The organism is Serratia sp. J2 (assembly GCF_046269175.1).
Lineage (GTDB): Bacteria > Pseudomonadota > Gammaproteobacteria > Enterobacterales > Enterobacteriaceae > Chania > Chania fonticola_C.
This window is the reverse complement of sequence record NZ_JBKABN010000024.1, coordinates 67,721-93,391: the sequence shown is the minus strand read 5'-3', so window position 1 is coordinate 93,391 and position 25,671 is coordinate 67,721. Positions and strand designations below refer to the sequence as shown.

The 25,671-nt window shown below is 56.0% G+C and carries 22 protein-coding genes and 1 other RNA gene; 11 read left to right on the top strand and 12 right to left on the bottom strand.

Translation table 11 applies throughout. The features are described from left to right. The coding region (locus ACKWMY_RS21675) for a hypothetical protein (protein WP_409487011.1) at positions 1 to 198 on the top strand (198 nt) is incomplete at its 5' end. 81 nt (positions 199 to 279) lie between these two features. Here the strand turns inward: ACKWMY_RS21675 and ACKWMY_RS21670 are convergent. After that, positions 280 to 1,185, bottom strand: coding sequence for a LysR family transcriptional regulator (locus ACKWMY_RS21670; RefSeq protein WP_021180661.1), 906 nt, complete (start codon positions 1,183 to 1,185; stop codon positions 280 to 282). Positions 1,186 to 1,292: 107 nt separating this feature from the next. Here ACKWMY_RS21670 and ACKWMY_RS21665 point away from each other — a divergent pair, with 107 nt between their 5' ends. After that, positions 1,293 to 1,994: a pirin family protein gene (locus tag ACKWMY_RS21665; RefSeq protein WP_211136841.1), complete on the top strand. Its 702-nt coding sequence runs from the start codon at positions 1,293 to 1,295 to the stop codon at positions 1,992 to 1,994. 47 nt (positions 1,995 to 2,041) lie between these two features. Here the strand turns inward: ACKWMY_RS21665 and rnpB are convergent. Beyond that, an RNA gene (gene rnpB / locus ACKWMY_RS21660) (RNase P RNA component class A) lies at positions 2,042 to 2,420 on the bottom strand. Between the two features lie 237 nt (positions 2,421 to 2,657). On the opposite strand from rnpB, the gene ACKWMY_RS21655 reads away from it, so the two are divergent. Next, a complete protein-coding gene (locus ACKWMY_RS21655) occupies positions 2,658 to 3,170 on the top strand; it encodes an ATP-binding protein (protein ID WP_309046746.1) in 513 nt (170 codons plus the stop codon). A gap of 16 nt (positions 3,171 to 3,186) precedes the next feature. Here ACKWMY_RS21655 and rsmI read toward each other — a convergent pair whose 3' ends face one another. Further along, positions 3,187 to 4,056, bottom strand: a complete 870-nt coding sequence (gene rsmI / locus ACKWMY_RS21650; protein WP_166733477.1) for a 16S rRNA (cytidine(1402)-2'-O)-methyltransferase — start codon at positions 4,054 to 4,056, stop codon at positions 3,187 to 3,189. Between the two features lie 62 nt (positions 4,057 to 4,118). Between rsmI and ACKWMY_RS21645 the strand changes: the two genes are divergently transcribed. The 4 genes from ACKWMY_RS21645 to dolP are packed head-to-tail and all read left to right on the top strand — an operon-like array spanning position 4,119 to position 7,709. Continuing rightward, complete coding sequence (locus ACKWMY_RS21645; RefSeq protein ID WP_024528161.1) at positions 4,119 to 6,131, top strand: penicillin-binding protein activator; 2,013 nt, start codon at positions 4,119 to 4,121, stop codon at positions 6,129 to 6,131. Continuing rightward, complete coding sequence (locus ACKWMY_RS21640; protein WP_024528160.1) at positions 6,128 to 6,481, top strand: YraN family protein; 354 nt, start codon at positions 6,128 to 6,130, stop codon at positions 6,479 to 6,481. The genes ACKWMY_RS21645 and ACKWMY_RS21640 overlap by 4 nt, the downstream gene beginning before the upstream one ends. A 51-nt stretch (positions 6,482 to 6,532) precedes the next feature. Beyond that, positions 6,533 to 7,123: a DnaA initiator-associating protein DiaA gene (gene diaA, locus ACKWMY_RS21635; protein ID WP_025120033.1), complete on the top strand. Its 591-nt coding sequence runs from the start codon at positions 6,533 to 6,535 to the stop codon at positions 7,121 to 7,123. Positions 7,124 to 7,133: 10 nt separating this feature from the next. Beyond that, complete coding sequence (gene dolP, locus ACKWMY_RS21630; protein ID WP_024528159.1) at positions 7,134 to 7,709, top strand: division/outer membrane stress-associated lipid-binding lipoprotein; 576 nt, start codon at positions 7,134 to 7,136, stop codon at positions 7,707 to 7,709. A gap of 206 nt (positions 7,710 to 7,915) precedes the next feature. On the opposite strand, the gene mtgA is transcribed toward dolP, so the two are convergent. From mtgA to ACKWMY_RS21610, 4 genes are all read right to left on the bottom strand, one after another. Beyond that, entirely contained in the window at positions 7,916 to 8,647 is a 732-nt protein-coding gene (gene mtgA, locus ACKWMY_RS21625; protein WP_261161392.1) for a monofunctional biosynthetic peptidoglycan transglycosylase, read from the bottom strand. Next, the gene (elbB, locus tag ACKWMY_RS21620) at positions 8,644 to 9,297 is read right to left on the bottom strand and encodes an isoprenoid biosynthesis glyoxalase ElbB (RefSeq protein ID WP_024530635.1); all 654 of its coding nucleotides are present in this window, start codon (positions 9,295 to 9,297) and stop codon (positions 8,644 to 8,646) included. Before elbB ends, mtgA begins: the two co-directional genes overlap by 4 nt. 237 nt (positions 9,298 to 9,534) lie before the next feature. Further along, positions 9,535 to 11,874, bottom strand: coding sequence for an aerobic respiration two-component sensor histidine kinase ArcB (gene arcB, locus ACKWMY_RS21615; RefSeq protein WP_074031537.1), 2,340 nt, complete (start codon positions 11,872 to 11,874; stop codon positions 9,535 to 9,537). A gap of 114 nt (positions 11,875 to 11,988) precedes the next feature. Continuing rightward, entirely contained in the window at positions 11,989 to 12,915 is a 927-nt protein-coding gene (locus tag ACKWMY_RS21610) for a TIGR01212 family radical SAM protein (RefSeq protein WP_024530633.1), read from the bottom strand. Positions 12,916 to 13,610: 695 nt separating this feature from the next. On the opposite strand from ACKWMY_RS21610, the gene gltB reads away from it, so the two are divergent. Both gltB and ACKWMY_RS21600 read left to right on the top strand, forming a co-directional pair. Then, positions 13,611 to 18,071: a glutamate synthase large subunit gene (gene gltB, locus ACKWMY_RS21605; RefSeq protein WP_024530632.1), complete on the top strand. Its 4,461-nt coding sequence runs from the start codon at positions 13,611 to 13,613 to the stop codon at positions 18,069 to 18,071. Between the two features lie 11 nt (positions 18,072 to 18,082). After that, on the top strand, positions 18,083 to 19,501 hold the full coding sequence (locus ACKWMY_RS21600) for a glutamate synthase small subunit (RefSeq protein WP_024530631.1): 1,419 nt from the start codon (positions 18,083 to 18,085) through the stop codon (positions 19,499 to 19,501). Positions 19,502 to 19,636: 135 nt separating this feature from the next. Here the strand turns inward: ACKWMY_RS21600 and sspB are convergent, their stop codons facing one another. From sspB to zapE, 5 genes are all read right to left on the bottom strand, one after another. Beyond that, a complete protein-coding gene (gene sspB / locus ACKWMY_RS21595) occupies positions 19,637 to 20,140 on the bottom strand; it encodes a ClpXP protease specificity-enhancing factor (protein ID WP_024530630.1) in 504 nt (167 codons plus the stop codon). Between the two features lie 5 nt (positions 20,141 to 20,145). Continuing rightward, entirely contained in the window at positions 20,146 to 20,787 is a 642-nt protein-coding gene (gene sspA, locus ACKWMY_RS21590) for a stringent starvation protein SspA (RefSeq protein ID WP_024483694.1), read from the bottom strand. 387 nt (positions 20,788 to 21,174) lie between these two features. Beyond that, the gene (gene rpsI, locus ACKWMY_RS21585) at positions 21,175 to 21,567 is read right to left on the bottom strand and encodes a 30S ribosomal protein S9 (RefSeq protein ID WP_024530629.1); all 393 of its coding nucleotides are present in this window, start codon (positions 21,565 to 21,567) and stop codon (positions 21,175 to 21,177) included. A gap of 15 nt (positions 21,568 to 21,582) precedes the next feature. Beyond that, positions 21,583 to 22,011 carry a 50S ribosomal protein L13 gene (gene rplM, locus ACKWMY_RS21580; RefSeq protein ID WP_021180678.1) on the bottom strand — a complete coding sequence of 143 codons (429 nt, stop codon included), beginning with the start codon at positions 22,009 to 22,011 and terminating at the stop codon, positions 21,583 to 21,585. 295 nt (positions 22,012 to 22,306) lie between these two features. After that, the gene (gene zapE, locus ACKWMY_RS21575; protein WP_409487010.1) at positions 22,307 to 23,431 is read right to left on the bottom strand and encodes a cell division protein ZapE; all 1,125 of its coding nucleotides are present in this window, start codon (positions 23,429 to 23,431) and stop codon (positions 22,307 to 22,309) included. Between the two features lie 230 nt (positions 23,432 to 23,661). Here zapE and zapG point away from each other — a divergent pair, with 230 nt between their 5' ends. After that, positions 23,662 to 24,060 (top strand): Z-ring associated protein ZapG, encoded by a 399-nt coding sequence (gene zapG / locus ACKWMY_RS21570; RefSeq protein WP_024530627.1) that lies wholly within the window; start codon positions 23,662 to 23,664, stop codon positions 24,058 to 24,060. Positions 24,061 to 24,258: 198 nt separating this feature from the next. Next, positions 24,259 to 25,632 (top strand): serine endoprotease DegQ, encoded by a 1,374-nt coding sequence (gene degQ, locus ACKWMY_RS21565; protein ID WP_024530626.1) that lies wholly within the window; start codon positions 24,259 to 24,261, stop codon positions 25,630 to 25,632. Positions 25,633 to 25,671: the final 39 nt, after the last annotated feature.

The window sequence follows — 25,671 nt, the reverse complement described above, 5'->3', positions numbered from 1 at the left end:
CGTCCGGTGACCTTGGTGGGCCCGTGTAGCTTCGAAAAGCAGGGATTAAAAACAAGAAAGGCAAGGTATTACGCTGAGCAATTAACGACCTCGATCGGCCCCCCTTCCTCAGGGAGGCGGCTGTCCGGAGTGCGTAATTTGTCCGTACAACTTCGGAAGATTGCGAGTAAAAACAAGAAAGGCAAGGTATTACGCTAAGCAATTAACGACCTCGATCGGTCCCCTCTCCCTGTGGGAGAGGGTTAGGGTGAGGGGACACAATGCGAAAATGCGAAGAAGTTACTGGTTCTCCTCGCGTGCAAACAGGCGCGGGATCTCACGCAGGAACCAGGATTTAGCCTCGCCCATGCTGTCGCGCCGCCAGGCCATAATGATGTCCGCCTCACGGCTATATTCCGGCCCTACCACGCGCAAGCGCCCCTGCTCGATATCCTTCTCCACCATCTGATAAGGCATAGTGGCAACCCCCAGCCCCGCCAGCAAGGCGCGGCGCTTATCTTCGATGGTGCTCACCGTCAGGCGCTGCTGTTTATCCAGCAATTGTACCGTCAAGACTGGCCGCTCCCGCGCAGTATCTGCCACTGCAATACCACGGTATTTCACCCGAGTCAGCTCCGACAGCGGCTCCGGCTCCAGATGGATCGGATGTTCCGGTGCAGCAACGTACACGCTCATCACCTTATACAGCTTGCGGGTGTTGATTTCAGAAGAGGCGCGAAAGTGCATATCCGGCGCAATAACGATATCGGCCCGCCCTTGCTCCAGCCGCTCCCACGCCCCGGCCAACACTTCGGTAAAGATCGAAACCTGGGTATTGGCCTTCAACGCCAGCTTATCGACCAAGGGGAACAGCTTGTATGCCGGCGATAGTGCTTCGCTGACGATGGTGAGATGGGTTTCCCATCCCCGCGCCAATGCCTCTGCATCGGTCGTCAGCTTGTCCGCGGCCTCAAGCAGTACGCGGCCACGCTCAAGCAGCATGCGCCCAACGTTGGTAAATTTGGTGCGATGCCCAGATCGGTCAAACAGCACCACATCCAGTTCTTCTTCCAATTTTTGCATGGTGTAGCTGAGCGCCGAAGGCACTCGCCCCAGCTCATCGGCAGCGGCGGCAAAGCTGCCACGGCGGTCGATCGCATCCATAACCCTAAGCGCTTCAAGCGTTAACGCCCGATCTCTGGCCATCGAAACTCTCTATCAGGAAATTTGAATATACCGACCAGATTAACTGGCTAACAATCCGCCGTCCAGATGCTTACCATCAAGAGAATGAATTTAGAGAGCCGATTGCCATGATCACATGCAGAACAGCACAACAATGCGGGCAAGCTGACTTTGGTTGGCTACAGGCTCGTTATACCTTTTCCTTTGGCCACTACTTCGATCCCAAACTGATGGGCTATGCGTCGCTGCGGGTACTGAATCAAGAGGTATTGGCACCGGGTGCCGCCTTCCAGCCCCGCACCTATCCCAACGTAGATATACTGAATCTGATCCTGCAGGGTGAAGCCGAATACCGGGACAGCGACGGCAATACCGTACGCGCAGCGGCAGGAGAGGCGTTATTGCTGGCTACGCAACCGGGGCTTAGCTATAGCGAACAGAACGTCAGCAGCAGCACGCCACTGACCCGGATGCAACTGTGGCTGGATGCCTGCCCGGAGCGTAGCAATGAGCGTGTACAGCGTTTGAGCCTGCCAGATCAGCCCTATACGCTACTGGCCTCACCGGATGGTGCCCAAGGCAGCCTGCAACTGCGCCAACAGGTCTGGATACATCATTTGAACTTACCGGCGGGAGCACAGCAGACGCTTACTCTGCATGGGCCACGTGCCTACCTGCAATCGATCCACGGTACCGTTGAGGTCAATGGCAACCATCACCAGAGCCAGCGCCTGACCTGTGGAGATGGTGCGTTTATCCGCGAGGAAAACCGCCTCACCATCCAGGCCGAAGCGCCGCTACGTGCGCTGCTGATTGATTTACCGGTATAGATAAAGAAAAACCCCGCGCGACTCTCGTCACGCGGGGTTATCTGTATAGAGGGAGTTGACCGGTAAGCCGGGTTCTGTCGTGGACAGTCATTCCTCTAGGCCAGCAATCGCTCACTGGCTCAAGCAGCCTACCCGGGTTCAGTACGGGCCGTACCATGTGAACCCCTATTTGGCCTTGCTCCGGGTGGAGTTTACCGTGCCACGGACTGTTGCCAGCCGCGCGGTGCGCTCTTACCGCACCCTTTCACCCTTACCTGATCCCGCTTGCGCGGGCCATCGGCGGTTTGCTCTCTGTTGCACTAGTCGTAGGCTTGCGCCTCCCAGGCGTTACCTGGCACCCTGCCCTATGGAGCCCGGACTTTCCTCCCCTCCATCTGTCTCCCCCGAAGAGGACGGCAATGAAGCGGCGACTGTCTGGTCAACTCCGGCGCGGATAGTAGCGTTGTGGTTGCGGTAGGTCAACCGTTTTAGGGGGAACAGAAAACAGATCTAGAGGCGGGGCCTGCAGATATGCTAGCTTGGCGATATGAAACCAAGACCTTCAGCCCTGATTTGCGTCGAGATTATTATTTACCGCTTGCCAATCTAAGGTGGGATGACGCTCGTCAGTTTGTTCCCGCCGGTAAGGCGGGCCTTACCGGCATCACTCCAGTGAGGTTAATCATGACCCGTTCGTCCCGCCATACGCCGGAAAAAGCCAAGCCTACCCTGCATCTTCTGTCAGGAAAAATAGCGTCAGGAAAGTCCACGCTTTCAGCCAAGCTGGCAACCCAGCCTGGCAGCGTGATAATCGCGGAAGATAGCTGGCTTGCTCAGCTATACGCCGATGAGATGCGCACCGTTGCAGACTATATCCGCTGTAGTAGCAAGCTGAAAAACGCCATCAAACCCCATCTGATAGCACTGCTTAACGCCGGGGTGACCCTCATTCTGGACTTTCCGGCCAACACCGTGGCCAACCGTGAATGGATGATGGATATCATCCGCGAGTCGGGTGCCGATAACCAACTGCATTATCTCAACGTGCCCGATGATGTCTGCAAGGCCAGACTGCATGCCCGCAATCAGTCGGGCACTCATGATTTTGCCGCGACCGATGAGCAGTTTGATCTCATCACCCGCCATTTTGTTGAGCCGAATGACCAGGAAGGGTTCAACATCATTCGGCATAGCTGAGTCACAACGCTGGGGCTCAGTTAGCCTGTTCCTGCTGCTCCAGCGCATGTTTATACAGCGCATTTTTCTTCACGCCGTGGATCTCTGCGGTTAACGCCGCCGCCTTTTTCAACGGCAGCTCTTTTTGCAGCAGAGCCAGGGTACGCAGCGCTTCGAGCGGCAAATCGTCTTCCTGTGCCTTGTGGCCTTCCACAATCAGCACCATCTCCCCACGGCGGCGCATCTCATCTTCCAGCACCCAGGCCAGCAGTTCCCCCACCGGGGCTCCGTGGATAGACTCCCAGGTTTTGGTCAGTTCGCGCGCCAGCACCACATAGCGCTGCGGCCCCCACACGGTGACCATGTCCTGCAAACTTTCCAGCAAACGGTGGGTAGATTCGTAGAAAATCAGCGTTCGCGGTTCCTCTGCCAGCGCCAGCAGGGTATCCTTACGGCCTTTGGTTTTGGCTGGCAGGAAGCCTTCGTAGCAGAAACGATCGGAAGCCACACCGGCGGCACACAACGCGGTGGTGGCAGCACAGGCGCCCGGCAGCGGCACGACGCGGATCCCCGCTTCACGGCAACGGCGCACCAGGTGATAACCCGGATCGTTAATCAGTGGCGTGCCTGCGTCACTCACCAGTGCTATGCTTTGGCCTTCCTGCAGTTTTGCCAGCAGTTGGTCCGCCTTCTGCTGTTCGTTATGGTCGTGCAGCGCAAACAACCGCGCGCTAATAGCAAAGTGTTGCAGCAGCAACCCGGTATGGCGCGTATCTTCCGCCGCAATCAGATCGACGCTTTTCAGTACCTCTATGGCCCGATGAGTCATATCCCCCAGGTTGCCGATGGGGGTGGGCACCACGTACAGTGTCGAGGCAGAAATAGCTGATTGTTGGTGTTGATTCATTGTTTCATCCGGGTTGCCGATTTAATATTGAGCATCTTGAAAAAAACATCACTGGATACAGTATGCTTTCCTCAACATTCCTTCGTACCAAAGCAGGGCGATTAGTACCTGTTGTACTGGCAGCCTTGCTGTTAGCGGGTTGTCCAAGTCGGGTTCCACAAACTCCGCCCTCAAATATCCAGGACGAAGCCAGTGCCAACTCTGATTACTATCTGCAGCAGTTGCAGCAAAGCAGCGATGATAACAAGGCTGACTGGCAATTACTTGCGATTCGCGCATTAACTCGCGAAGGCAAACTGCCACAGGCCAACGAGCAACTGAGCACCTTGCCGCAAAACCTGACGAGTACACAACAGCTTGAGCGCCAGCTATTGAGCGCAGAACTGCAGGTGGCCAACAAGAATTTGAGCGCAGCCCGCGACGCGCTGAATAACATCGACAGCAGCGCGCTGTCACCGAATCAGCGGGTTCGCCTGTATCAGGCGCAGATCGCGGCAAATCAGGGCCAAGCCTCACTGCCACTGATCCGCGCCTATATTGCCCAGGAGCCGTTACTAAGCGGCCAGGCTCATCAGGATAACCTGGATAAAACCTGGCAAACGCTGCTTGGCCTGAAACCGGCCGACATGAACAGCCTGGTGATTAACGCCAACGAAAACGTGCTGCAAGGTTGGCTGGATCTGTTACGAGTCTATCAGGACAACCGTCAGGATCCCGATCTGCTGAAGGCCGGGATCAAAGACTGGCAGAACCGCTATCCGCAGAACCCGGCGGCGAAAAGCCTGCCAACGCAGTTGAATCAGGTGCTGAATTTCACCCAGGCTTCAACTTCGCATATCGCCCTGCTGCTGCCGCTGAACGGCCAGGCCAAGGTGTTTGCCGATGCGATCCAGCAGGGCTTTAACGCAGCGCAAAGTGGCATAACGCTCGCAGCGCCGGTTCAGGCACCGCAACCAACCACTAATCCAGACCAGACAGTGGCAGCTACGCCAGACAATGCCAACGGTGCCGTAAGTACTTCAGCCCCTGCGGCGGATGCAACTCAGGTAGCCGCAGTACAACCTGCTACCCCTGCTCCGGTACCCGTCACTCCAGCCCCGGCAACCGGCGGGCAGGTGAAGGTCTACGACACCACCAGCCAGCCTCTGCCAGCATTGTTGGCTCAAGCCCAGCAGGATGGTGCAACCCTGATCGTGGGCCCGCTGTTGAAGGCCGAAGTCGATCAACTCGCCACCACTTCAACGACGTTGAACGTGCTGGCACTCAACCAGCCTGAGCAGCCAAAGGACAGCCCGAATATCTGTTACTTCGCCCTGTCACCGGAGGATGAAGCCCGCGACGCCGCCCGCCATATCTGGGAACAGCAAAAACGCCAGCCGTTACTGCTGCTGCCACGCGGCGCGTTTGGCGATCGCATTGCCAAAGCCTTCACCGAAGAGTGGCAGAAACTCGGTGGCCAGACCGTGCTGCAACAAGGGATTGGTTCTGCCGGTGAGCTACGTCAGATGGTCAACAGCGGTGGGATCCGCATGAGCGGCACCCCGGTGGCCTCACAGGCTCCAGCGCAGCAGTCGGTGACTATCGCTGGCCTGACTATTCCAGCGCCACCAAGCGATATCCCGGCCTCTACAGGCGGCGGCGTAGACTCGGTGTATATCGTCGCCACGCAAGACCAGTTGACGCTGATCAAGCCGATGATCGACATGACCACCAGTTCTCGTAGCAAACCAGCCATGTTTGCCAGCTCGCGCAGCTATCAGGCCGGCGCTGGCCCGGACTTCCGTCTGGAAATGGAAGGCCTGCAATTCAGTGATATTCCTCTGCTGGCAGGGGCCAATCCACAGTTGCAGCAGCAAGCCACCGCCAAATTCCGCAACGACTATTCCCTGGTGCGTCTCTACGCCATGGGGATGGATGCCTGGACATTGGCCAACCACTTTGCTCAAATGCGCCAGTTGCCAGGATTCCAGGTTTCAGGCACCACGGGTGTACTGACATCGTCACCTAACTGTGTGATCACCAGGAAACTGACTTGGCTGCAATACCGCCAGGGCTCGGTCGTTCCGGTCTCCTGAGTCAACGCGCCAAGGGAGCGGGCTATGAGATCCAGGCCCGCCAATACCTGGAGCGCGCCGGGCTTACCTTCACCGCCGCCAACGTGGCGGTACGTGGGGGTGAGCTCGATCTCATCATGCGTGATGGTCAAACCTGGGTGTTCGTCGAAGTCCGCTACCGTCGCAACGCCGCCTTTGGTGACGCAGCGGCCAGCGTGACTTACCGCAAGCAACGGCGATTGCTGCATGCCGCCGCCGTTTGGCTGGCAGGGCGAGGAGCCAGTTTTGACACATCATCTTGCCGTTTTGATGTTTTAGCCATTACCGGTAGCCAGTTAGAATGGATACCCAATGCCTTCAATGCGGATTAAACCCTGTTGACCGGTGTATGCCGGCCCTTTGACCTAGTGGATTAAAACAACGTGCTGGATAGAATCAAAGTCTGTTTTACCGAGAGTATCCAAACCCAGATTGCGGCGGCGGAAGCCTTACCTGACGCGATATCCCGTGCCGCGATGACCCTGGTTCAATCGTTATTGAACGGCAACAAGATCCTGTGCTGTGGCAACGGCACCTCGGCGGCTAACGCTCAGCATTTTGCTGCCTGCATGATCAACCGCTTTGAAACCGAACGCCCTAGCCTGCCCGCGATCGCGCTAAACGCCGATAACGTGGTGCTGACCGCCATCGGCAACGATCGTTTGCATGATGAAATGTATGCCAAACAGGTGCGAGCACTCGGCCACGCCGGTGACGTGCTGCTGGCGATTTCCACCCGCGGCAATAGCCGTGATATTGTGAAAGCGGTCGAAGCTGCGGTAACGCGTGATATGACCATTGTTGCGCTTACCGGCTACGATGGCGGAGAGCTGGCGGGTTTACTTGGCCAGCAGGATGTGGAGATACGTATCCCCTCTCACCGCAGTGCACGCATTCAGGAGATGCATATGCTTACCGTCAATTGCCTATGCGACCTGATTGATAACACATTGTTCCCCCACCAGGACGATTAGAGGAACCGAGATGAAGCTAAGAGCCACATTTGCAGTGCTGTTCAGCGCCCTACTGCTGCAGGGTTGCGTCGCGGGCGTTGTCGTTGGCAGCGCCGCGGTTGCCACCAAAACGGCAACCGATCCACGTACCGTAGGCACACAGGTCGATGACGGCACGTTGGAAGCCCGGGTCGAAAATGCCATCAGCAAAGATCAGCAACTGAAGAAAGAAGCCCGTGTCGTAGCCACCGCCTATCAGGGCAAAGTGCTGCTGACCGGCCAGGCTCCTACCACCGAGCTCGCCAGCCGGGCGAAGCAGATCGCACTTGGCGTCGATGGTGCCGTTGAGGTGTATAACGAGATCCGCCAGGGCACGCCGGTCAGTCTGGGTACCGCCTCTTCCGATACCTGGATCACCACCAAGGTACGTTCGCAGATCCTCACCAGCGATACCGTCAAATCCTCGAACGTGAAGGTCACAACCGAAAATGGCGAAGTGTTCTTGTTAGGTTTGGTGACACAGCAGGAAGGCCAGTCTGCGGCGCAGATTGCCAGCCAGGTTAGCGGCGTGAAGCACGTGACAACGGCGTTTACCTACGTTAAATAATCTCGCGAACCGGGATGAGATCGGCGTTGTCAGCTGCCCTCACCCTAACCCTCTCCCACAGGGAGAGGGGACCGATCGAGTTCATTGATTCTTCCGAGTCATGTCCTATCTTTCTTCCTAAGCTCGACTTTCCGAAGCCGCACGGAGCCAGCACGCGCTCCGTTCAGCTCCCTCTCCCTATGGGAGAGGGTTGGGGTGAGGGGCCATCACTTAAGATCGTTCGCCTGGAGAAATCCTTCCCCACCCAACTGGCGCATCTGACGCATAATCCACTGTTGGCGCTGGGTTACGTACCCCGAAGGAGCACCGGCCTTGAAACGATGTGGATTAGGCAGCACTGCCGCCAGCAGGGCAGCTTCAGATGCCGTCAGGCGGCTTGCCGGCTTGTGGAAAAAGTGCTGAGCCGCCGCTTCCACGCCGAAGATGCCGTCACCAAACTCGACGATATTCAGGTACACCGTCAAAATTCGCCGCTTGGTCCAAACCAGCTCAATACCCGCCGTTAGCCCAACTTCCAACCCTTTGCGCACCCAGCTACGCCCGTCCCACAAAAACAGGTTCTTTGCCGTTTGCTGAGAAAGGGTAGAAGCACCGCGGATGCGCGTTGGCCGCTTTTCGTTGTGGCTGATGGCCTTTTCAATGGCCGCCACGTCGAACCCCCAGTGGTCGGGGAATTTCTGATCTTCTGCCGCCATCACTGCCAGCGCCATCGAGGGGGCAATATCATCCATCGCTACCCAGTCGGAATGCGCCACATAGCCGAAATCCCCGCTCAGCCAAGCACCGACCTGCCGCTCCACCATCACCGCAGAAAACGGCACCGGCAGAAAAGCAAACAAAATGATCCCCGCCAGCCACAGGCCAATAACCGCAAGAACGCCTCGTTTAAACCAAAACCACAGGCGAACAATCCACGATTTACGAGAAAACCTTATCATTCCACCAGATCCAGCACTCGTGACACCAGCTTATCAATTCCCTGCGCCGCCTCGCCGATCGACTGGGCCAACATGTAGGCCGGGGTAGTGACAACCTTATTTTCAATATCAACCACGATGTCATCTACCGGACAGATCACCGGCTCACCGCCCATGGCATCAATCACTTCCCCCAGATCGGGATCGTTACCAATGGTCAATCGCAACGGTTGATCGAAAACTTTCGGCAACAGCGTTGGCGCAATGCACATAAAACCCATTGGTTTGTTTTTCTTATGCATTTCTCGAATAAGCTTAGACAAATCGGGATCAACTGAACATTCCGCACCTTGCGTGGCAAAGCTGCTCAAATTCTTCGCCGCACCAAATCCACCGGGCACAATCAGGGCATCCAACTGCTCGGCATCGGCCAGAGAAAGCGCCTGAATTTTGCCACGAGCGATGCGTGCCGACTCCAACAAAACGTTGCGACTTTCTGGCATTTCTTCGCCGGATAAATGATTAATAACATGCAGTTGTGCCTTATCCGGTGCAAAGCAAACCGCTTGCGCACCGGCACGATCCAGAGCCAGCAAGGTGAGCACCGCCTCATGGATTTCTGCCCCGTCATAAACACCACAACCACTCAGCACTACAGCGACCTGTTTCATCGACATTCTCCCAGCCAGGACCGCCGGTAAAGGCAGGCCCAGAGGCGACAAATACTAACTACATCACATATTTTAATGATTCTTCTAACAAGAGCGCTTACATTTGCTATGTTGTTCGCTGTATGATGTATACGAATTTTGTACCACCTGCTCTACCAGAACGCTAAAAACCAATACGCAGGTTAATGATTTCCCTGGTGTTGGCGCAATATTCGCGCACCCCGGCCTCGGCTGGGGTCATTTTTTTTCAGCGTTCTCTACCCAAGCTCGCAGCACCGCCACATCATTGCGCCATTCTTGCTTCAGCTCATCGACCCACTCCTGCACGTTGTCTTGCCAGGCTGGTAACGTTGGCGTCTGGATCTGCTGGGCCAGCTGTTGCAGATGTTTTAGTCCGACGGAGCCAGCGGCACCCTTGATTTTGTGCCCTTCTTCGGTGATCCCTTTCTCATCCTTCGCGGTCATGTTGGAATCCAGCACCGCCAGATACCCCGGCATCACCTGTTCAAACATTGCCAGACTCTGATGGATCAGCTGCGGCCCCACCAGATCCATGTACTGCTCCAGCATTGCGGTATCCAATAACGATTCATTAATCTGCATCGACTTTTGCTCCGTTTTCTTTGTGGTATGTTGGGGTTGATGATCCCAGTAATGTTTGATCATCTTGGTCAAGGCCGGTACCGACAACGGCTTACTCAGTACATCGTCCATGCCCGCTTCAAGATACTCTTTCTTGTCTTTCAGTACATTAGCTGTCAACGCAATCAACGGCGGCAGTGAGCGCCCCGCATAACGCTCGCGCAGCTCACGGGCGATATCCAGCCCGCTCATGTCCGGCAATTGGATATCCAACAGGGCCAGGTCGAATTCGTCCGGGTCGAACATGGCTAACGCATCGCGGCCGTTCATCGCTACCGCAACGCTGTTGCCCAGCTTCTCCAACACCGAACGGGCCACTATCACGTTCAGTTCGATATCTTCCACCAGCAGGATATGCAACGCAGGTAGCGGCATTTCTTCCACCGCCTGGACCTCATTGACCACTTCCTCCACCGCAGGTGCCTTGATGGTCAAGGTGAAGCAAGAACCGTGCCCTTGCACGCTGTTTACCGTGATATCTCCGCCCATACTCTGCGCCAGCCGTTTGGAGACCGCCAGACCGATGCCGGTGCCGGTCGCCGGACGCCCGCCGTTCTGGTCTTTGACCTGATAATACATGGCGAAAATCTTGTCTTGCTCATCCTGCGGGATCCCCATGCCTGAGTCTTCAACCTCAAACACGATCTGTTCCTGCTCTTCGCGCCTGACGCGCACCACGATCTGGCCTTGCTGGGTGAATTTCACCGCGTTGCCGATCAGGTTCCACAGGATCTGCCGCAGGCGCGTGCCGTCCGTAATGATTTTCTCCGGTAGCGGTAACTCGGGCTCCATCACGAACTGCAGCCCTTTCGGCTGCACCAGCAGGCCGGAGAGGTTCTCCAGATCCGCCAGGAAGCCGGTAAAGTCGACCGGCTGATTGTCCAACTGGACCTTACGCCGCTCGAGTTTATCCATCTCAATGATGTCGTTGAAAATATTACCCAGGGTGATAGCGCTGACGTGGATGGTTTTCAAATACTTCAATTGTTCATCGTTCAGTTCGGTATCGAGCAGAATACGGCTCAGGCCGACGATGCCATTAAGCGGCGTACGCAGCTCGTGGCTGATCGTTGAGATAAAGGTAGTCTTCTCCCTGCTGGCATTCTCCAGCGCGTCCTGGTAGCGCTTACGCTCGGTTATATCGCGGCCAAAGCCCATCAGCCCGTGACGTTTGCCCACGCGGTCGTAAAACGGCACCTTGCGCAGTTCAAAACAGGCCTTGCGACCGTCTGGGTACACCAGCCATTGTTCATAGGTCAGGGAGACGTTGTGGCGGAAGACTTTCTCATCGGTTTCGATGACTTTTTCGGCGATCTCTTTGCTGTAGACATCAAAGGGGGTCAGGCCAATCAGCTGTTTTTCACTCTTGCCGGTCAGCAACTCCATCGCCCGGTTGCAGCCGGAAAACTCTTTTTCTTCGTTGCGGTAGTAAACCAGATCGGGGGAGGCATCAAGGAAAGAGCGTAGCAATGCCGATTGTTGGCCCAATTCTACCTGTGCCTGTTCGCGCTGCTCCATCTCTTCGGTCAGCTTATCCATCACCTGTTGGCGATCTTGTTCCGCCTTGATACGGTCGGCAATTTCCTGATTGAGCTGGCTGATGTTCTCTTGCATCTGCTGGTTCAGCGCGAGATCGCGATTGCGCATCTCCTCAAGCTTATCCACCAGCCGAGCCAGGCGCTGACGCGACTCCTCCAGTTGCTCCACCACCACCGAAAGGAAGTAAACCGCCCACGGCGTGATCAGCAGGCCGAAGAAAATGGATCGCACCACGTCGATGCTTTCCACTTCACCACGCAGCAGCATGGTGACCGCCATCTGCACCACCATCGCCAGTATCACCAGCGCTGAAGCCAGCAACAGTGAAAAGCGCACCAGCCCCAGTTTTACCATCAAATCAACGTAGTACTGGGCTAACACCCGGATTTGCTTCATGAGCCATTCCCAACAGACATAATCTCTCAAATCATACCGTAAAATGCGGTTAAGATAAGAAACCTTACTGTGAACTGTGGGAATGGTTGCAATTCGCAACCTGAGAACGGGGTTTTAAGGCAGGTATTGCTGGTCTGCGGCCAAAGCCGAACCCTGGCCACCATGCCGCTGAAGATAGCCGCCGACGGCCTGCATGCCGTTCCAACGGTTTTCGCACCATAATGGTGCCAACAGGGTGGGCCGACGGGCACTGGCCGAGATGCGGTGGTAGATAATCTCCTTCGGCGTATGGCGGATCATTTCCCCGGCGCTGAATGCGTAATCCTCCAGCGACAGCTCAGGCAAACGCCCCGCCTGCCAGGCTCGTGCCATGGTGCTACCGGTGACGATATGCAGCGGGTGCAGCTTGATGCCGTCTACCCCGCTCTCAGCCACCGCTTGCAGCGTGGCCAAATGGTGTTGATGAGTCTCTCCAGGCAGGCCAACGATCAGGTGGCTGCATACCTTCAGGCCGCGTTCCCGCGCCAGGCGGCTGGTCTGCTGGTAACAGGAGAAATTGTGGCCACGGTTGATACGCTTTAGCGTTTTATCGTGCGCCGTTTGCAGCCCCAGCTCCAGCCACACCTCGAAGCCCTGCTCACGGTAGCCTGCCAGCAGATCGAGCGCCGCCTCTGGCACGCAGTCTGGCCGGGTGCCGACACAGATACCCACCATCTCAGCCTGCGTCAGCGCCTGTCGGTACATGTTGGCTAACAGTTCGACTTCGGCATAGGTGCTGGTATAGGCCTGGAAATAGGCCAGATAGCGCTTGGCCCGGTTAACTTTCTGCGCCTGAATGGCCAGTTGCTCCGCAATGCTTTGCTGCTGCATCTGCTCATCGGCAAAAGAGGCCACGTTGCAGAAAGTACAGCCGCCGCGCCCCAGCGTGCCGTCGCGGTTTGGGCAGCTAAACCCACCGTGCAGCGTGAGTTTGTGGATCTTCTCCCCATAACGGCGCTGAAGATCGCTACCAAACATATTGACTAATTGCGGCAACTGCATAATCTTGGTGTCTCTCTGTGTTTGAAGGCCGTTATGCTATTAAGAAACGGCTTTTCCCGCGATGACAGGGATCAACGCTTTTCCCCAAAGGCCGCCGTAGGCATAACTATTCATTATTAGTGCAAATAAAATCATTTTTATCTCGATGAAAGTTTCTAATCCTCAGTGCGCTATTAACAGCTTTATGACAAAGCGATGAAAAATAGTTATAAACAACAATAAATGTAAATTTACCAGAATAAAATTCTGGCATTGCCGCCAGCACTAGCATGGTGCAGAGATTCAGGCATTGCACTATAGTGAGACAGCTCACATTTTTGCGGCACTTCCCCTGCCTTTCCATCGCACCAAAAAGGTCTGAAAAAACTTATTTTTCATCATCATAAACCTCATGCAAGCCATCAAAATCCCTGTTAAGCCCATATTTGACCTGCGTATTCTTTCTCGCTAAGTTGGAGGTCCGCTGGAAGCTTTCTGGACGGGCAAACGTCTCGTCATAATTATGCAGTAATTTAAGACTCCCTCTTAAAACAAGTCATTTACCACTTGTGAGAACCGTCACGAGAGGCCATTGATGGAGGGCGGAAAAGCAGATTGGCGATATTAACCTTGCTGATTGGACTTCTGCCTGAAATTGAGCAGGCCCTTCGCAGTGGGTTGTAAGAGTCACACAGAGCCTGGGGAGGTTCACTGATATGCTGTACGATAAATCCCATGAGAGGGACAACTGTGGTTTCGGCCTGATCGCCCACATAGAAGGCGAACCTAGCCACAAAGTGGTGAGGACCGCTATTCACGCACTGGCCCGTATGCAACACCGTGGTGCAATTCTTGCTGACGGCAAGACTGGCGACGGTTGCGGCCTGTTATTGCAAAAGCCCGATCGCTTTTTCCGCATGGTGGCGGAAGAGCGCGGCTGGCGTTTAGCCAAGAACTACGCCGTTGGCATGATGTTCCTCAGCCAGAACGAAGAGGAAGCCCGTGCCAGCCGCCGCATTGTTGAAGAAGAGCTGCAGAACGAAACGCTGTCGATCGTCGGCTGGCGTGAAGTTCCTACCAACCCGGACGTTCTGGGTGAAATCGCCCTCTCTTCCCTGCCGCGTATTGAACAGATTTTCGTGAACGCCCCTGCGGGCTGGCGTCCACGCGATATGGAACGCCGCCTGTTTGTGGCCCGCCGCCGTATCGAGAAGCGCGTCCAGGACGACAGCTTCTATGTGTGCAGTTTCTCCAACCTGGTGACGATCTACAAAGGTCTGTGCATGCCAGCCGATCTGCCACGCTTCTATCTGGATCTGGCCGATCTGCGGCTGGAATCGGCCATCTGCCTGTTCCACCAGCGCTTCTCAACCAATACCGTGCCGCGCTGGCCTTTGGCACAGCCGTTCCGCTATCTGGCGCACAACGGTGAGATCAACACCATCACCGGTAACCGCCAGTGGGCACGTGCTCGTACCTACAAGTTCCAGACCCCGCTGATCCCTGATTTGCAAGCCGCTGCGCCTTTCGTTAACGAAACCGGCTCCGACTCCAGTTCGCTGGATAACATGCTGGAACTGTTGCTGGCAGGCGGTATGGATCTGATCCGTGCCATGCGTTTGCTGGTGCCACCGGCCTGGCAGAACAACCCGGATATGGACACCGATCTGCGCGCCTTCTTTGACTTCAACTCGATGCACATGGAGCCGTGGGACGGCCCGGCAGGCATCGTGATGTCCGATGGCCGCTACGCCGCCTGTAACCTGGACCGTAACGGTCTGCGTCCAGCGCGCTACGTCATCACCAAAGACAAACTGATCACCTGCGCCTCGGAAGTCGGCATCTGGGATTACCAGCCGGATGAAGTCATCGAAAAAGGCCGCGTCGGGCCAGGCGAGCTGATGGTGATCGACACCCGCAGCGGCAAGATCCTGCACTCCGCCGAAACCGACAACGATCTGAAAAGCCGCCACCCGTATAAAGAGTGGATGGAGAAGAACGTCAAACGTCTGGTGCCGTTCGAAGACCTGCCGGAAGATCAGGTGGGCAGCCGCGAGCTGGATGACGCCACACTGGAAACCTACCAAAAGCAGTTCGGCTACAGCAGCGAAGAGCTGGACCAGGTGATCCGCGTACTGGGCGAGATCGGCCAGGAAGCTACCGGTTCGATGGGGGATGACACCCCGTTCGCCGTGCTTTCCAGCCGTCCGCGCATCATTTATGACTATTTCCGCCAGCAGTTCGCTCAGGTCACCAACCCGCCGATCGATCCGCTGCGTGAAGCCCACGTGATGTCTCTGGCTACCAGCATCGGCCGGGAGATGAACGTATTCTGCGAAGCCGAAGGCCAGGCCCACCGCCTGAGCTTCAAATCGCCAATCCTGCTGTATTCAGACTTCAAGCAGCTCACTACGCTGGAAGGCGAATATTATCGTGCCGACACCCTCGATCTGACCTTCGATCCAGCGGAGCAGGATCTGGAGCAGACCATCCATGCCCTGTGCGACGAAGCGGAACGTAAAGTCCGTGACGGCGCAGTGTTGCTGGTACTGTCCGACCGTGCCATCAGCAACCAGCGTCTGCCAGTACCCGCGCCAATGGCGGTGGGGGCGATCCAGACCCGTCTGGTGGACAAGAACCTGCGCTGCGATGCCAACATCATCGTTGAAACCGCCAGCGCCCGCGACCCGCACCACTTCGCCGTGTTGCTGGGCTTCGGTGCTACCGCTGTCTACCCGTATCTGGCCTATGAAACGCTGGCCAAGCTGGTCGATAGCCAGGCGATCGACAAGAAATACCGCGACGTGATGCTCAACTACCGCAACGGCATCAATAAAGGGCTGTACAAGATCATGTCCAAAATGGGCATCTCGACTATCGCCTCTTACCGCTGTTCCAAACTGTTTGAAGCCGTCGGCCTGCACCGTGACCTGTCCGATCTCTGTTTCCAGGGTGTGGTCAGCCGCATCGGCGGTGCCAGCTTCAGCGACTTCCAGCAAGATCTGCAAAACCTGTCCAAACGCGCCTGGCTGAAACGCAAGCCGCTGGATCAAGGTGGCCTGCTGAAGTTCGTCCACAACGGCGAATACCATGCGTATAACCCAGACGTGGTGAACTCGCTGCAAAAAGCGGTGCACAGCGGTGAATACAGCGATTACCAGGCTTATGCCAAGCTGGTGAACGAGCGCCCGATTGCCACACTGCGCGATCTGCTGGCGATCACCCCGAAAGGCGCACCAATCCCGGTCGATCAGGTTGAACCGGCCGAATCGCTGTTCAAACGCTTTGATACCGCCGCCATGTCCATCGGGGCACTCAGCCCGGAAGCCCATGAGTCGCTGGCGATTGCCATGAACAGCCTGGGCGGTTTCTCCAACTCCGGTGAAGGCGGTGAAGATCCGGCGCGCTACGGCACCAACAAGGTTTCCCGTATCAAGCAGGTAGCCTCTGGCCGCTTCGGTGTGACACCTGCCTATCTGGTGAACGCCGACGTGATCCAGATAAAGGTCGCCCAAGGTGCCAAGCCGGGTGAAGGTGGTCAGTTGCCTGGTGATAAGGTCACGCCGTATATCGCCAAACTGCGTTATTCGGTGCCGGGTGTTACCCTGATCTCGCCTCCGCCGCATCACGATATCTATTCGATTGAAGATTTGGCACAGCTGATTTTCGATCTGAAACAGGTGAACCCGAAGGCAATGATTTCGGTGAAGCTGGTTTCCGAGCCGGGCGTGGGCACCATTGCCACCGGCGTAGCGAAAGCCTATGCCGATCTGATCACCATTGCCGGTTACGACGGTGGTACCGGTGCAAGCCCGCTGTCATCGGTTAAGTACGCTGGCTGTCCGTGGGAGCTTGGCCTGGTGGAAACCCAGCAGGCGCTGGTAGCCAACGGCCTGCGCCACAAAATCCGCCTACAGGTGGATGGTGGCCTGAAAACCGGCGTCGACATTGTTAAGGCTGCCATTCTGGGGGCAGAGAGCTTTGGCTTCGGCACCGGCCCGATGGTCGCACTGGGCTGTAAATACCTGCGTATCTGCCACTTGAACAACTGCGCGACCGGCGTGGCAACTCAAGATGAAAAACTGCGCCGCGATCACTATCACGGCCTGCCAGAACGCGTGACCAACTACTTCCAGTTCATCGCTCGGGAAACCCGCGAGATCATGGCTACGCTAGGCGTCAGCCAACTGGTCGATCTGATTGGCCGCACCGAGTTCCTGACCGAGCTCGACGGGATCTCCGCCAAGCAGAACAAGCTGGATCTGTCGCCGTTGCTGAAAACCGCCACGCCACACGCGGGCAAAGCCCTGCACTGCACCGAAAGCAGCAACCCGCCGTTCGATCAGGGCGTGCTGAACAAGGAGCTGATGGCACAGGCGCAACCGCATATCGAGGCCAAGCACAGCAAGACCTTCTATTTCGATATCCGTAACACCGATCGTTCCGTCGGCGCGACCTTGTCAGGGGCTATTGCCACGCTGCATGGCGACCAAGGGATGGCTGCCGATCCGATCAAGGCGCATTTCTCCGGTACCGCAGGCCAGAGCTTCGGCGTGTGGAATGCCGGCGGCGTTGAGCTGACCCTGACCGGCGATGCCAACGACTACGTCGGTAAAGGCATGGCCGGTGGCCGTATCGCCGTGCGTCCTCCGGTGGGCTCTGCCTTCCGCAGCCACGAGGCCAGCATCATCGGCAACACCTGCCTGTACGGCGCAACCGGCGGCAAGCTGTTCGCCGCAGGCCGTGCCGGGGAGCGTTTCGCCGTGCGTAACTCCGGGGCAATTACCGTGGTTGAAGGCATTGGCGATAACGGCTGTGAATACATGACCGGTGGCATCGTCTGCGTATTGGGCAAGACCGGCATCAACTTTGGTGCAGGCATGACCGGCGGCTTCGCCTATGTACTGGACGAAGACGGCGAGTTCCGCAAACGCGTCAACCCGGAACTGGTGGAAGTGCTGGACGTCGATCAACTGGCGATCCATGAAGAGCACCTGCGCGGTTTGATCACCGAACACGTGCAGTTGACCGGTTCATCGCGGGCAGAAGAGATCTTGGCTAACTGGCCGGTATGGGCGCCGAAGTTTGCGCTGGTCAAACCGAAGTCCAGTGATGTCAAAGCATTGTTGGGTCACCGTAGTCGTTCCGCAGCCGAGCTGCGGGTTCAGGCGCAGTAAGGGGTCATTGAATGAGTCAGAACGTTTATCAATTTATCGACCTGCAGCGCGTTGATCCGCCAAAGAAACCGCTGAAGATCCGCAAAATTGAGTTTGTAGAAATCTACGAACCCTTTTCGGAAACCCAGGCGAAATCACAGGCCGACCGTTGCCTGTCCTGCGGCAACCCCTATTGCGAATGGAAATGCCCGGTTCACAACTATATTCCGAACTGGCTGAAGCTGGCGAATGAAGGCCGCATCATGGAGGCGGCGGATCTGGCACACCAGACCAATAGCCTGCCGGAAGTGTGTGGCCGCGTTTGCCCGCAAGATCGCCTGTGCGAAGGTTCCTGTACCCTGAACGATGAGTTTGGCGCGGTGACCATCGGCAATATCGAGCGTTACATCAGCGATAAAGCCATCGAGATGGGCTGGAAGCCGGATATGTCCCACGTGCACCCAACCGGTAAGCGGGTGGCCGTTATTGGCGCTGGCCCGGCGGGCCTGGCCTGTGCCGACGTGTTGACCCGTAACGGCGTCAAAGCGGTGGTTTACGATCGTCATCCAGAGATCGGCGGTTTACTGACCTTCGGTATCCCGGCCTTTAAGCTGGAAAAAGAGGTGATGGTAAAACGCCGCGGCATCTTCAGCGAGATGGGTATCGAGTTCCAGCTCAATACCGAAGTCGGTAAAGACATCACCATGGATGCACTATTGAGCGAATACGATGCGGTGTTCCTCGGCGTAGGTACCTACCAATCGATGCGTGGTGGATTGGAGAACGAAGACGCACCAGGCGTGTACGATGCGCTGCCGTTCCTGATCGCCAATACCAAGCAGTTGATGGGCTACCAGCCAGAACAGCACGAGCCGTATGTCAGCATGGAAGGCAAGCGTGTGGTGGTGCTGGGTGGTGGTGACACCGCCATGGACTGCGTGCGTACCTCTGTTCGTCAAGGCGCGACTCAGGTCATCTGTGCCTATCGCCGGGATGAAGCGAATATGCCGGGTTCCAAACGCGAAGTGAAGAATGCGCGTGAGGAAGGGGTCGAGTTCCAGTTCAACCTGCAGCCGCTGAGCATTGAGCTTAACAGCGCGGGGCGCGTCGCTGGCGTCAAGATGGTGCGTACTCAGTTGGGTGCCCCGGATGCCAATGGCCGCCAGGTTGCCGAACAGGTGCCAGGCTCTGAGCACGTGATCGACGCCGATGCGGTGGTGATGGCCTTTGGCTTCCGCCCGCACCAGATGGACTGGTTGGCTGCGCACGACGTGCAGTTGGACAAGCAGGGCCGCATCGTGGCACCGGAATCGGTCGATAATGCTTTCCAGACCAGCAACCCGAAGATCTTCGCCGGTGGCGATGCGGTTCGCGGTTCCGATCTGGTGGTTACCGCGATTGCCGAAGGGCGCAAAGCTGCCGAAGGCATCATGTGTTATCTGGAAGTGTGATTTACACTTCTACGTTCTCCCAAAGGGTCGGCACGCCGGCCCTTTGCTTTTACCTTCCGGATACCCAACTTGCCGGTCTACAGGCAATAAAAAAGGCACAACCTGAGTTGCACCTTTTTCCCTGCCTGCCGTAGCTTACTTCACGACACGCAACGCCGGACGGCCACCACCGCGTGGCGGCTGAGGCGGTTCATCATCAGGGCCGTTATCGTCTTCAACGCTATCCTGACGATCGCTATCAACCACTGACATCAGACTACCCGCAGGGGTAGACACCTCTTCCAGCCCTTCGAAAGCCCCTTCATCTTCATACTTGGCTTCCGGTTCAAACAGGGTACCGGCCCCGTTCTCCCGTGCATAAATCGCCAGCACGGCCGCCATTGGCACCAGCACCTGACGAGGAACGCCACCAAAGCGTGCGTTGAAGGTCACTTCGTCATCGCCCAGTTGCAGGTTGCCTACGGCACGCGGAGCAATGTTCAGCACAATCTGACCATCGCGTGCAAACTCCATCGGAACCTGCACGTCTGGGCGCATCACGTCCACGACCAGATGCGGAGTCAGTTGGTTATCCAACAGCCAGTCATAGAATGCCCGCAAAAGATAAGGACGGCGCGGGGTCATCTGAGACATATCCATGATGCTTAGCCCCGAGTCTGCAGGCGCATTTCGCGCTCGGCTTCGGTCAGAGAGGCCAGGAATGCATCACGCTCGAAGACGCGGGTCATGTAGCCTTTCAGCTCTTTGGAGCCGGCACCGCTCAGTTCGATACCCAGTTGCGGCAAACGCCACAGCAGCGGGGCCAGGTAGCAGTCTACCAGGCTGAACTCTTCGCTCATGAAATACGGGGTCTGGCCGAAGATTGGCGCAATCGCCAGCAGCTCTTCGCGCAGTTGACGGCGTGCTGATTCAGCTTCCTGGCCGTTGCTCTGCTCGATTTTGTACATCAGCGTGTACCAGTTTCTCTCGATACGCAGCATCATCAGACGGCTTTCACCACGTGCCACCGGATACACCGGCATCAACGGCGGGTGAGGGAAACGCTCATCAAGGTATTCCATGATGATACGGGATTCATACAGCGTCAGCTCGCGATCGACCAGCGTCGGTACCGTTTGGTATGGGTTGAGGTCGATCAGATCCTGCGGCAGATTATCGGGTTCTACCTGCTCGATCTCGACGCTGACGCCTTTTTCCGCCAGTACGATACGTACTTGATGGCTAAAGATGTCGGTCGGGCCAGAGAACAGCGTCATTACCGAACGTTTGTTGGCAGCGACAGCCATGAAAACCTCCAAGTTATCTAGAAAATACGGCGAATAGCCAAATACCCATCACTCCACGAGCCATTGCGTTGTTGCCGCCTGGCTGCGACGTGAAATTGATTGGGTATCTCAGGCTGCTATCCTGAATAATCGTGACCGCAAGCCCGCAGCTCACAGATAAACCTTAGGTCTGGAAAACGGCCTCGGAGGTAGACTGACAGCACTGCACGGCGAACAGGCGCAAAAGTGGATGATAGTTTACCAGATTTTGACTGTTTTGTGGTGGTTATGCGTTGATTTATCACATAACAAACTGATTTAAATGAAGTTTAATCTAATTGCAGGCATAAAAAAACCCGCCGGAGAGGCGGGTTTTTCGCGTAAATCGTCCTGCCGAAGCAGAAGAAATTAACGCTTGGAGAACTGCGGACGGCGACGTGCTTTACGCAGACCGACTTTCTTACGCTCAACTTTACGCGCGTCACGAGTGACGAAGCCAGCTTTACGCAATTCACCACGCAGAGTCTCGTCGTACTCCATCAGTGCACGGGTGATACCGTGACGGATAGCGCCAGCTTGACCAGAAATACCACCACCTTTAACGGTGATGTACAGATCCAGTTTACCAACCATGTCGACCAGTTCCAGCGGTTGACGAACTACCATGCGGGCAGTTTCGCGACCGAAGTACTGTTCCAGGCTGCGCTGGTTAATAACGATGTTACCACTGCCCGGCTTGATAAAAACGCGAGCGGCGGAGCTTTTGCGGCGACCAGTGCCGTAGTATTGATTTTCAGCCATTGCCTATAATCCCGATTAGATGTCAAGAACTTGCGGTTGCTGTGCCGCGTGAGTGTGCTCGGTGCCCGCGTAAACTTTCAGTTTACGGAACATTGCACGACCCAACGGACCCTTTGGCAGCATGCCTTTAACCGCGATTTCAATCACGCGCTCAGGACGGCGGGCAATCATCTCTTCAAAGGTCGCTTGCTTGATACCACCGATGTGGCCGGTGTGGTGGTAATACACCTTGTCTGTACGCTTGTTGCCGGTTACAGCAACTTTTTCTGCGTTCAGAACGATGATGTAGTCACCGGTATCAACGTGCGGGGTGTATTCCGCTTTATGCTTGCCGCGCAGACGACGAGCCAGTTCAGTAGCGAGACGGCCTAAAGTTTTACCGTCTGCATCAACAACATACCAGTCACGTTTTACGGTTTCTGGTTTAGCTGTAAAAGTTTTCATTAGAAAGCTTACCCAATAATTTAGTTACACGTAGGTGTTCACCCAACGCTCGAAAACAGTTGAGGCTCACACGACCATCAAGTCCAGCAAACCTACCCCTTCGAATAGCCATTGCCGGCACTATACAAAGTTTTGGGAAAAAAACTTTGTTGTAACGTGGGGTCGCAAGATTATAGAGAAGTCGCTCACAAAGGTCGACCTGTTTTTAGCGGGAAAACGGATTTAGCACGGGGGACCGATTTGGCAGCGATAATCGGGGACGAAACTGGGCCTGGAAGCCAGGCCCGAACGTCGTTTACGGCAGATGAGGCAGCTTCAGATACTCCTCGCTCTGCATCTCTTGCAGGCGGGACAGGCAACGCTGAAACTCGAACTTCAGCTGTTCACCCTGGTAGATCTCGAACATCGAAGCTTCGGCGGCGATCACCAGTTTGACGTGGCGCTCGTAGAATTCGTCCACCAACGCCAGGAAGCGGCGGGCGGTGTTTTCCTTCAGTGGCCCCATAATGCGCACATTATACAGCATCACGCTGTGATAGAGGCGAGACAACGCGATGTAATCCAGTTGGCTACGCGGCTCTTCGCAAAGAGTATGAAAATCGATCGCCAATACCCCTTCCACCGCACGCAAGGTGGGCATTGGCCGGTGATTGATTTGCAGCACTGGAGCCTCTTCCCCGACGTGACCCGCCAGCTTGAGGAAGATGTGATCCATCGTGTTCTGCGTTTGCTGATTGAGCGGGGTCAGATACAGATGGGCCTGCGTCAGGGTACGTAACCGGTAATCAATGCCCGCATCTACGTTCATCACGTCGCAATACTCGTTGATCAAATCGATCGCCGGTAGGAAGCGTGCGCGTTGCAGCCCGTTGCGATACAGGTTGTCCGGAATAATGTTAGAGGTAGCCACCAACGTAATACCGCGAGCGAACAGCGCCTGCAACAGCGTTGCCAGCAGCATGGCGTCGGTAATGTCGGAGACAAAGAACTCGTCAAAACACAGCACGTCCGTTTGCGCCTTGAAGCCGTCCGCGACGATCTCCAGCGGGTTTTCCTGCCCTTGCAGCTCCGTCAGCTCTTCGTGCACCCGCAGCATAAAGCGGTGAAAGTGCAGCCGCAGTTTGCGATCGCCGGGCAGGCTGTGGAAAAACAGGTCCATCAGCCAGGTTTTACCCCGGCCAACGCCGCCCCACATATACAGCCCCTGTACCGGCCGCTGCGAGGTGGTTTCCTCACTCTTACCTAACCAACGGCTAAGCAGGTTACGGCGCTTGCCAGCGTTAGCGGGAGCCGGTACCTGCTGCAACGCCTGATAGACCTGATCCAACTGCGTGACGGCCTGGCGCTGAACCGCATCGGCCTGATATTCCCCCGCATCCAGCGCCTGCTGGTAGCGTGATAACGGTGACTGTGCCTGCATGTATTCGCAATCCCTAACAACGCTGAGAATTTATTTATCCAATTTTCGCGGCGGATGGCGGCCGCTTCCCACCCTGATCGCCACATTTATCGGCGTTATGCCCCAAGAAAACCCCTGCAAACTGCAGGTATTGGCTTATCAGGATTCCACTCGGACAAGGTTAACGGTTATAGTGGATATTATTAAGTGAAAAATCCCTGCGGAACAACGAAGTCAAAATAGGAGTCATCATGACCTGGGAGTATGCGCTGATTGGTTTGGTGGTCGGTATCGTGATCGGTGCGGTAGCGATGCGTTTTGGTAACAGTAAATTACGTCAGCAACAGGTGCTGCAAAAGGAACTGGATAAAAGCAAAACCGAGCTTGAAGAGTACCGTCAGGAGCTGGTTGGCCATTTTGCCCGCAGTGCCGAACTGCTGGATAACATGGCGCGCGACTATCGCCAGCTGTATCAACATATGGCGAAAAGCTCCAATAACCTGCTGCCGGATCTGCCGATGCAGGACAACCCGTTCCGCTATCGTCTGACCGAAGCGGAAGCGGATAACGATCAGGCGCCAGTGGAAATGCCACGTGACTATTCCGAAGGGGCCTCCGGCCTGCTGCGCGGCGCACCACGCGATAATTGATCCCCGTTATACTGACCCGTGGGGTGTTCCCACGGGTTGTTCACTTTGTTCGTCCCTAATTCCCCGCACTGACTATGCTTACTCTTGACGATTAAGTGAACTTTTCGCGTAAATTCATTGTCCTAGACTGCACAAATGGTATTGCTATGGCAGTATCGTAAAAAATTTCACCGGCAGATTTTGAGAGAGCTATAACCAATGAAGAAAAGATCTTTATTTCTTAGTGCATTAGCAATGAGCATTAGCCTGGCATTTGCCTCTGTCCCGGCAGCCAACGCAGCCATGCCTGCCGCCGTTGCTGGTGAGTCGCTGCCAAGCCTGGCGCCGATGCTGGAAAAAGTGCTGCCCGCCGTAGTTAGCGTGCGTGTAGAAGGCACCCAGGTACAACGCCAGCCACAGCTGCCAGAGCAGTTTAAATTCTTCTTTGGCCCGAACATGCCTACACCGAAAGAAAGCACTCGCCCGTTTGAAGGGCTGGGTTCCGGTGTGATTATCGACGCGGCGAAGGGTTACATCCTCACCAACAATCACGTCATCAACAACGCCGACAAGATCAGCGTGCAGCTCAATGATGGCCGCGAATATGACGCCAAGCTGATTGGCCGTGACGAGCAGTCTGACATTGCCCTGCTGCAGGTCAGCGATGTCAAAAACCTGACGGCGGTAAAAATCGCCGACTCCGACAAACTGCGCGTTGGTGACTTCGCCGTAGCCGTCGGTAACCCGTTCGGCCTTGGCCAGACGGCAACCTCCGGCATCATCTCCGCACTGGGCCGTAGCGGCCTGAGCCTGGAAGGGTTGGAAAACTTCATCCAGACCGATGCCTCCATCAACCGTGGCAACTCCGGCGGCGCGCTGGTGAACCTGAACGGTGAGTTGATCGGTATCAACACCGCAATCCTGGCACCGGGTGGCGGCAACATCGGTATCGGCTTCGCCATTCCAAGTAACATGGCACAGAGCCTAAGCAAGCAGCTGATTGAGTTTGGTGAAGTGAAGCGCGGCCTACTGGGCATCAAAGGCAGTGAAATGACGGCCGATATGGCGAAAGCATTCAATACGGATGCCCAGCGCGGGGCCTTCGTCAGCGAAGTGATGCCAAAATCCGCCGCAGCCAAAGCCGGGATCAAAGCCGGTGACATTCTGGTCTCCCTGGATGGCAAGCCGATCAGCAGCTTTGCCGAGCTGCGTGCCAAAGTGGGCACCACCGCACCGGGCACGACCGTTAAAATAGGCCTGCTGCGTGAAGGCAAACCCATGGACGTTGCCGTCACCCTTGATAACAGCGAAAGCGTATCAACCAATGCCGAAACGCTGTCGCCTGCGCTGCAAGGTGCCTCCCTCACCAACGGTGCGCTGCCAAACGGTGATAAAGGCGTGAAGATCGACAAGGTGGATAAAGGCACTCCGGCGGCGCAGTTTGGCCTGCAGAAAGGGGATGTGATCATCGGCGTCAACCGTCAGCGCGTTGAAAACATCAACGCACTGCGTAAACTGCTTGAGGCTAAACCGGCGGTGATGGCGTTGAACATCGTACGTGGCGACGAAAACATTTATCTGTTGCTGCGTTAATTTGTTGCGAAACCGGGCGCGCCAGCATACTGCGCCCGG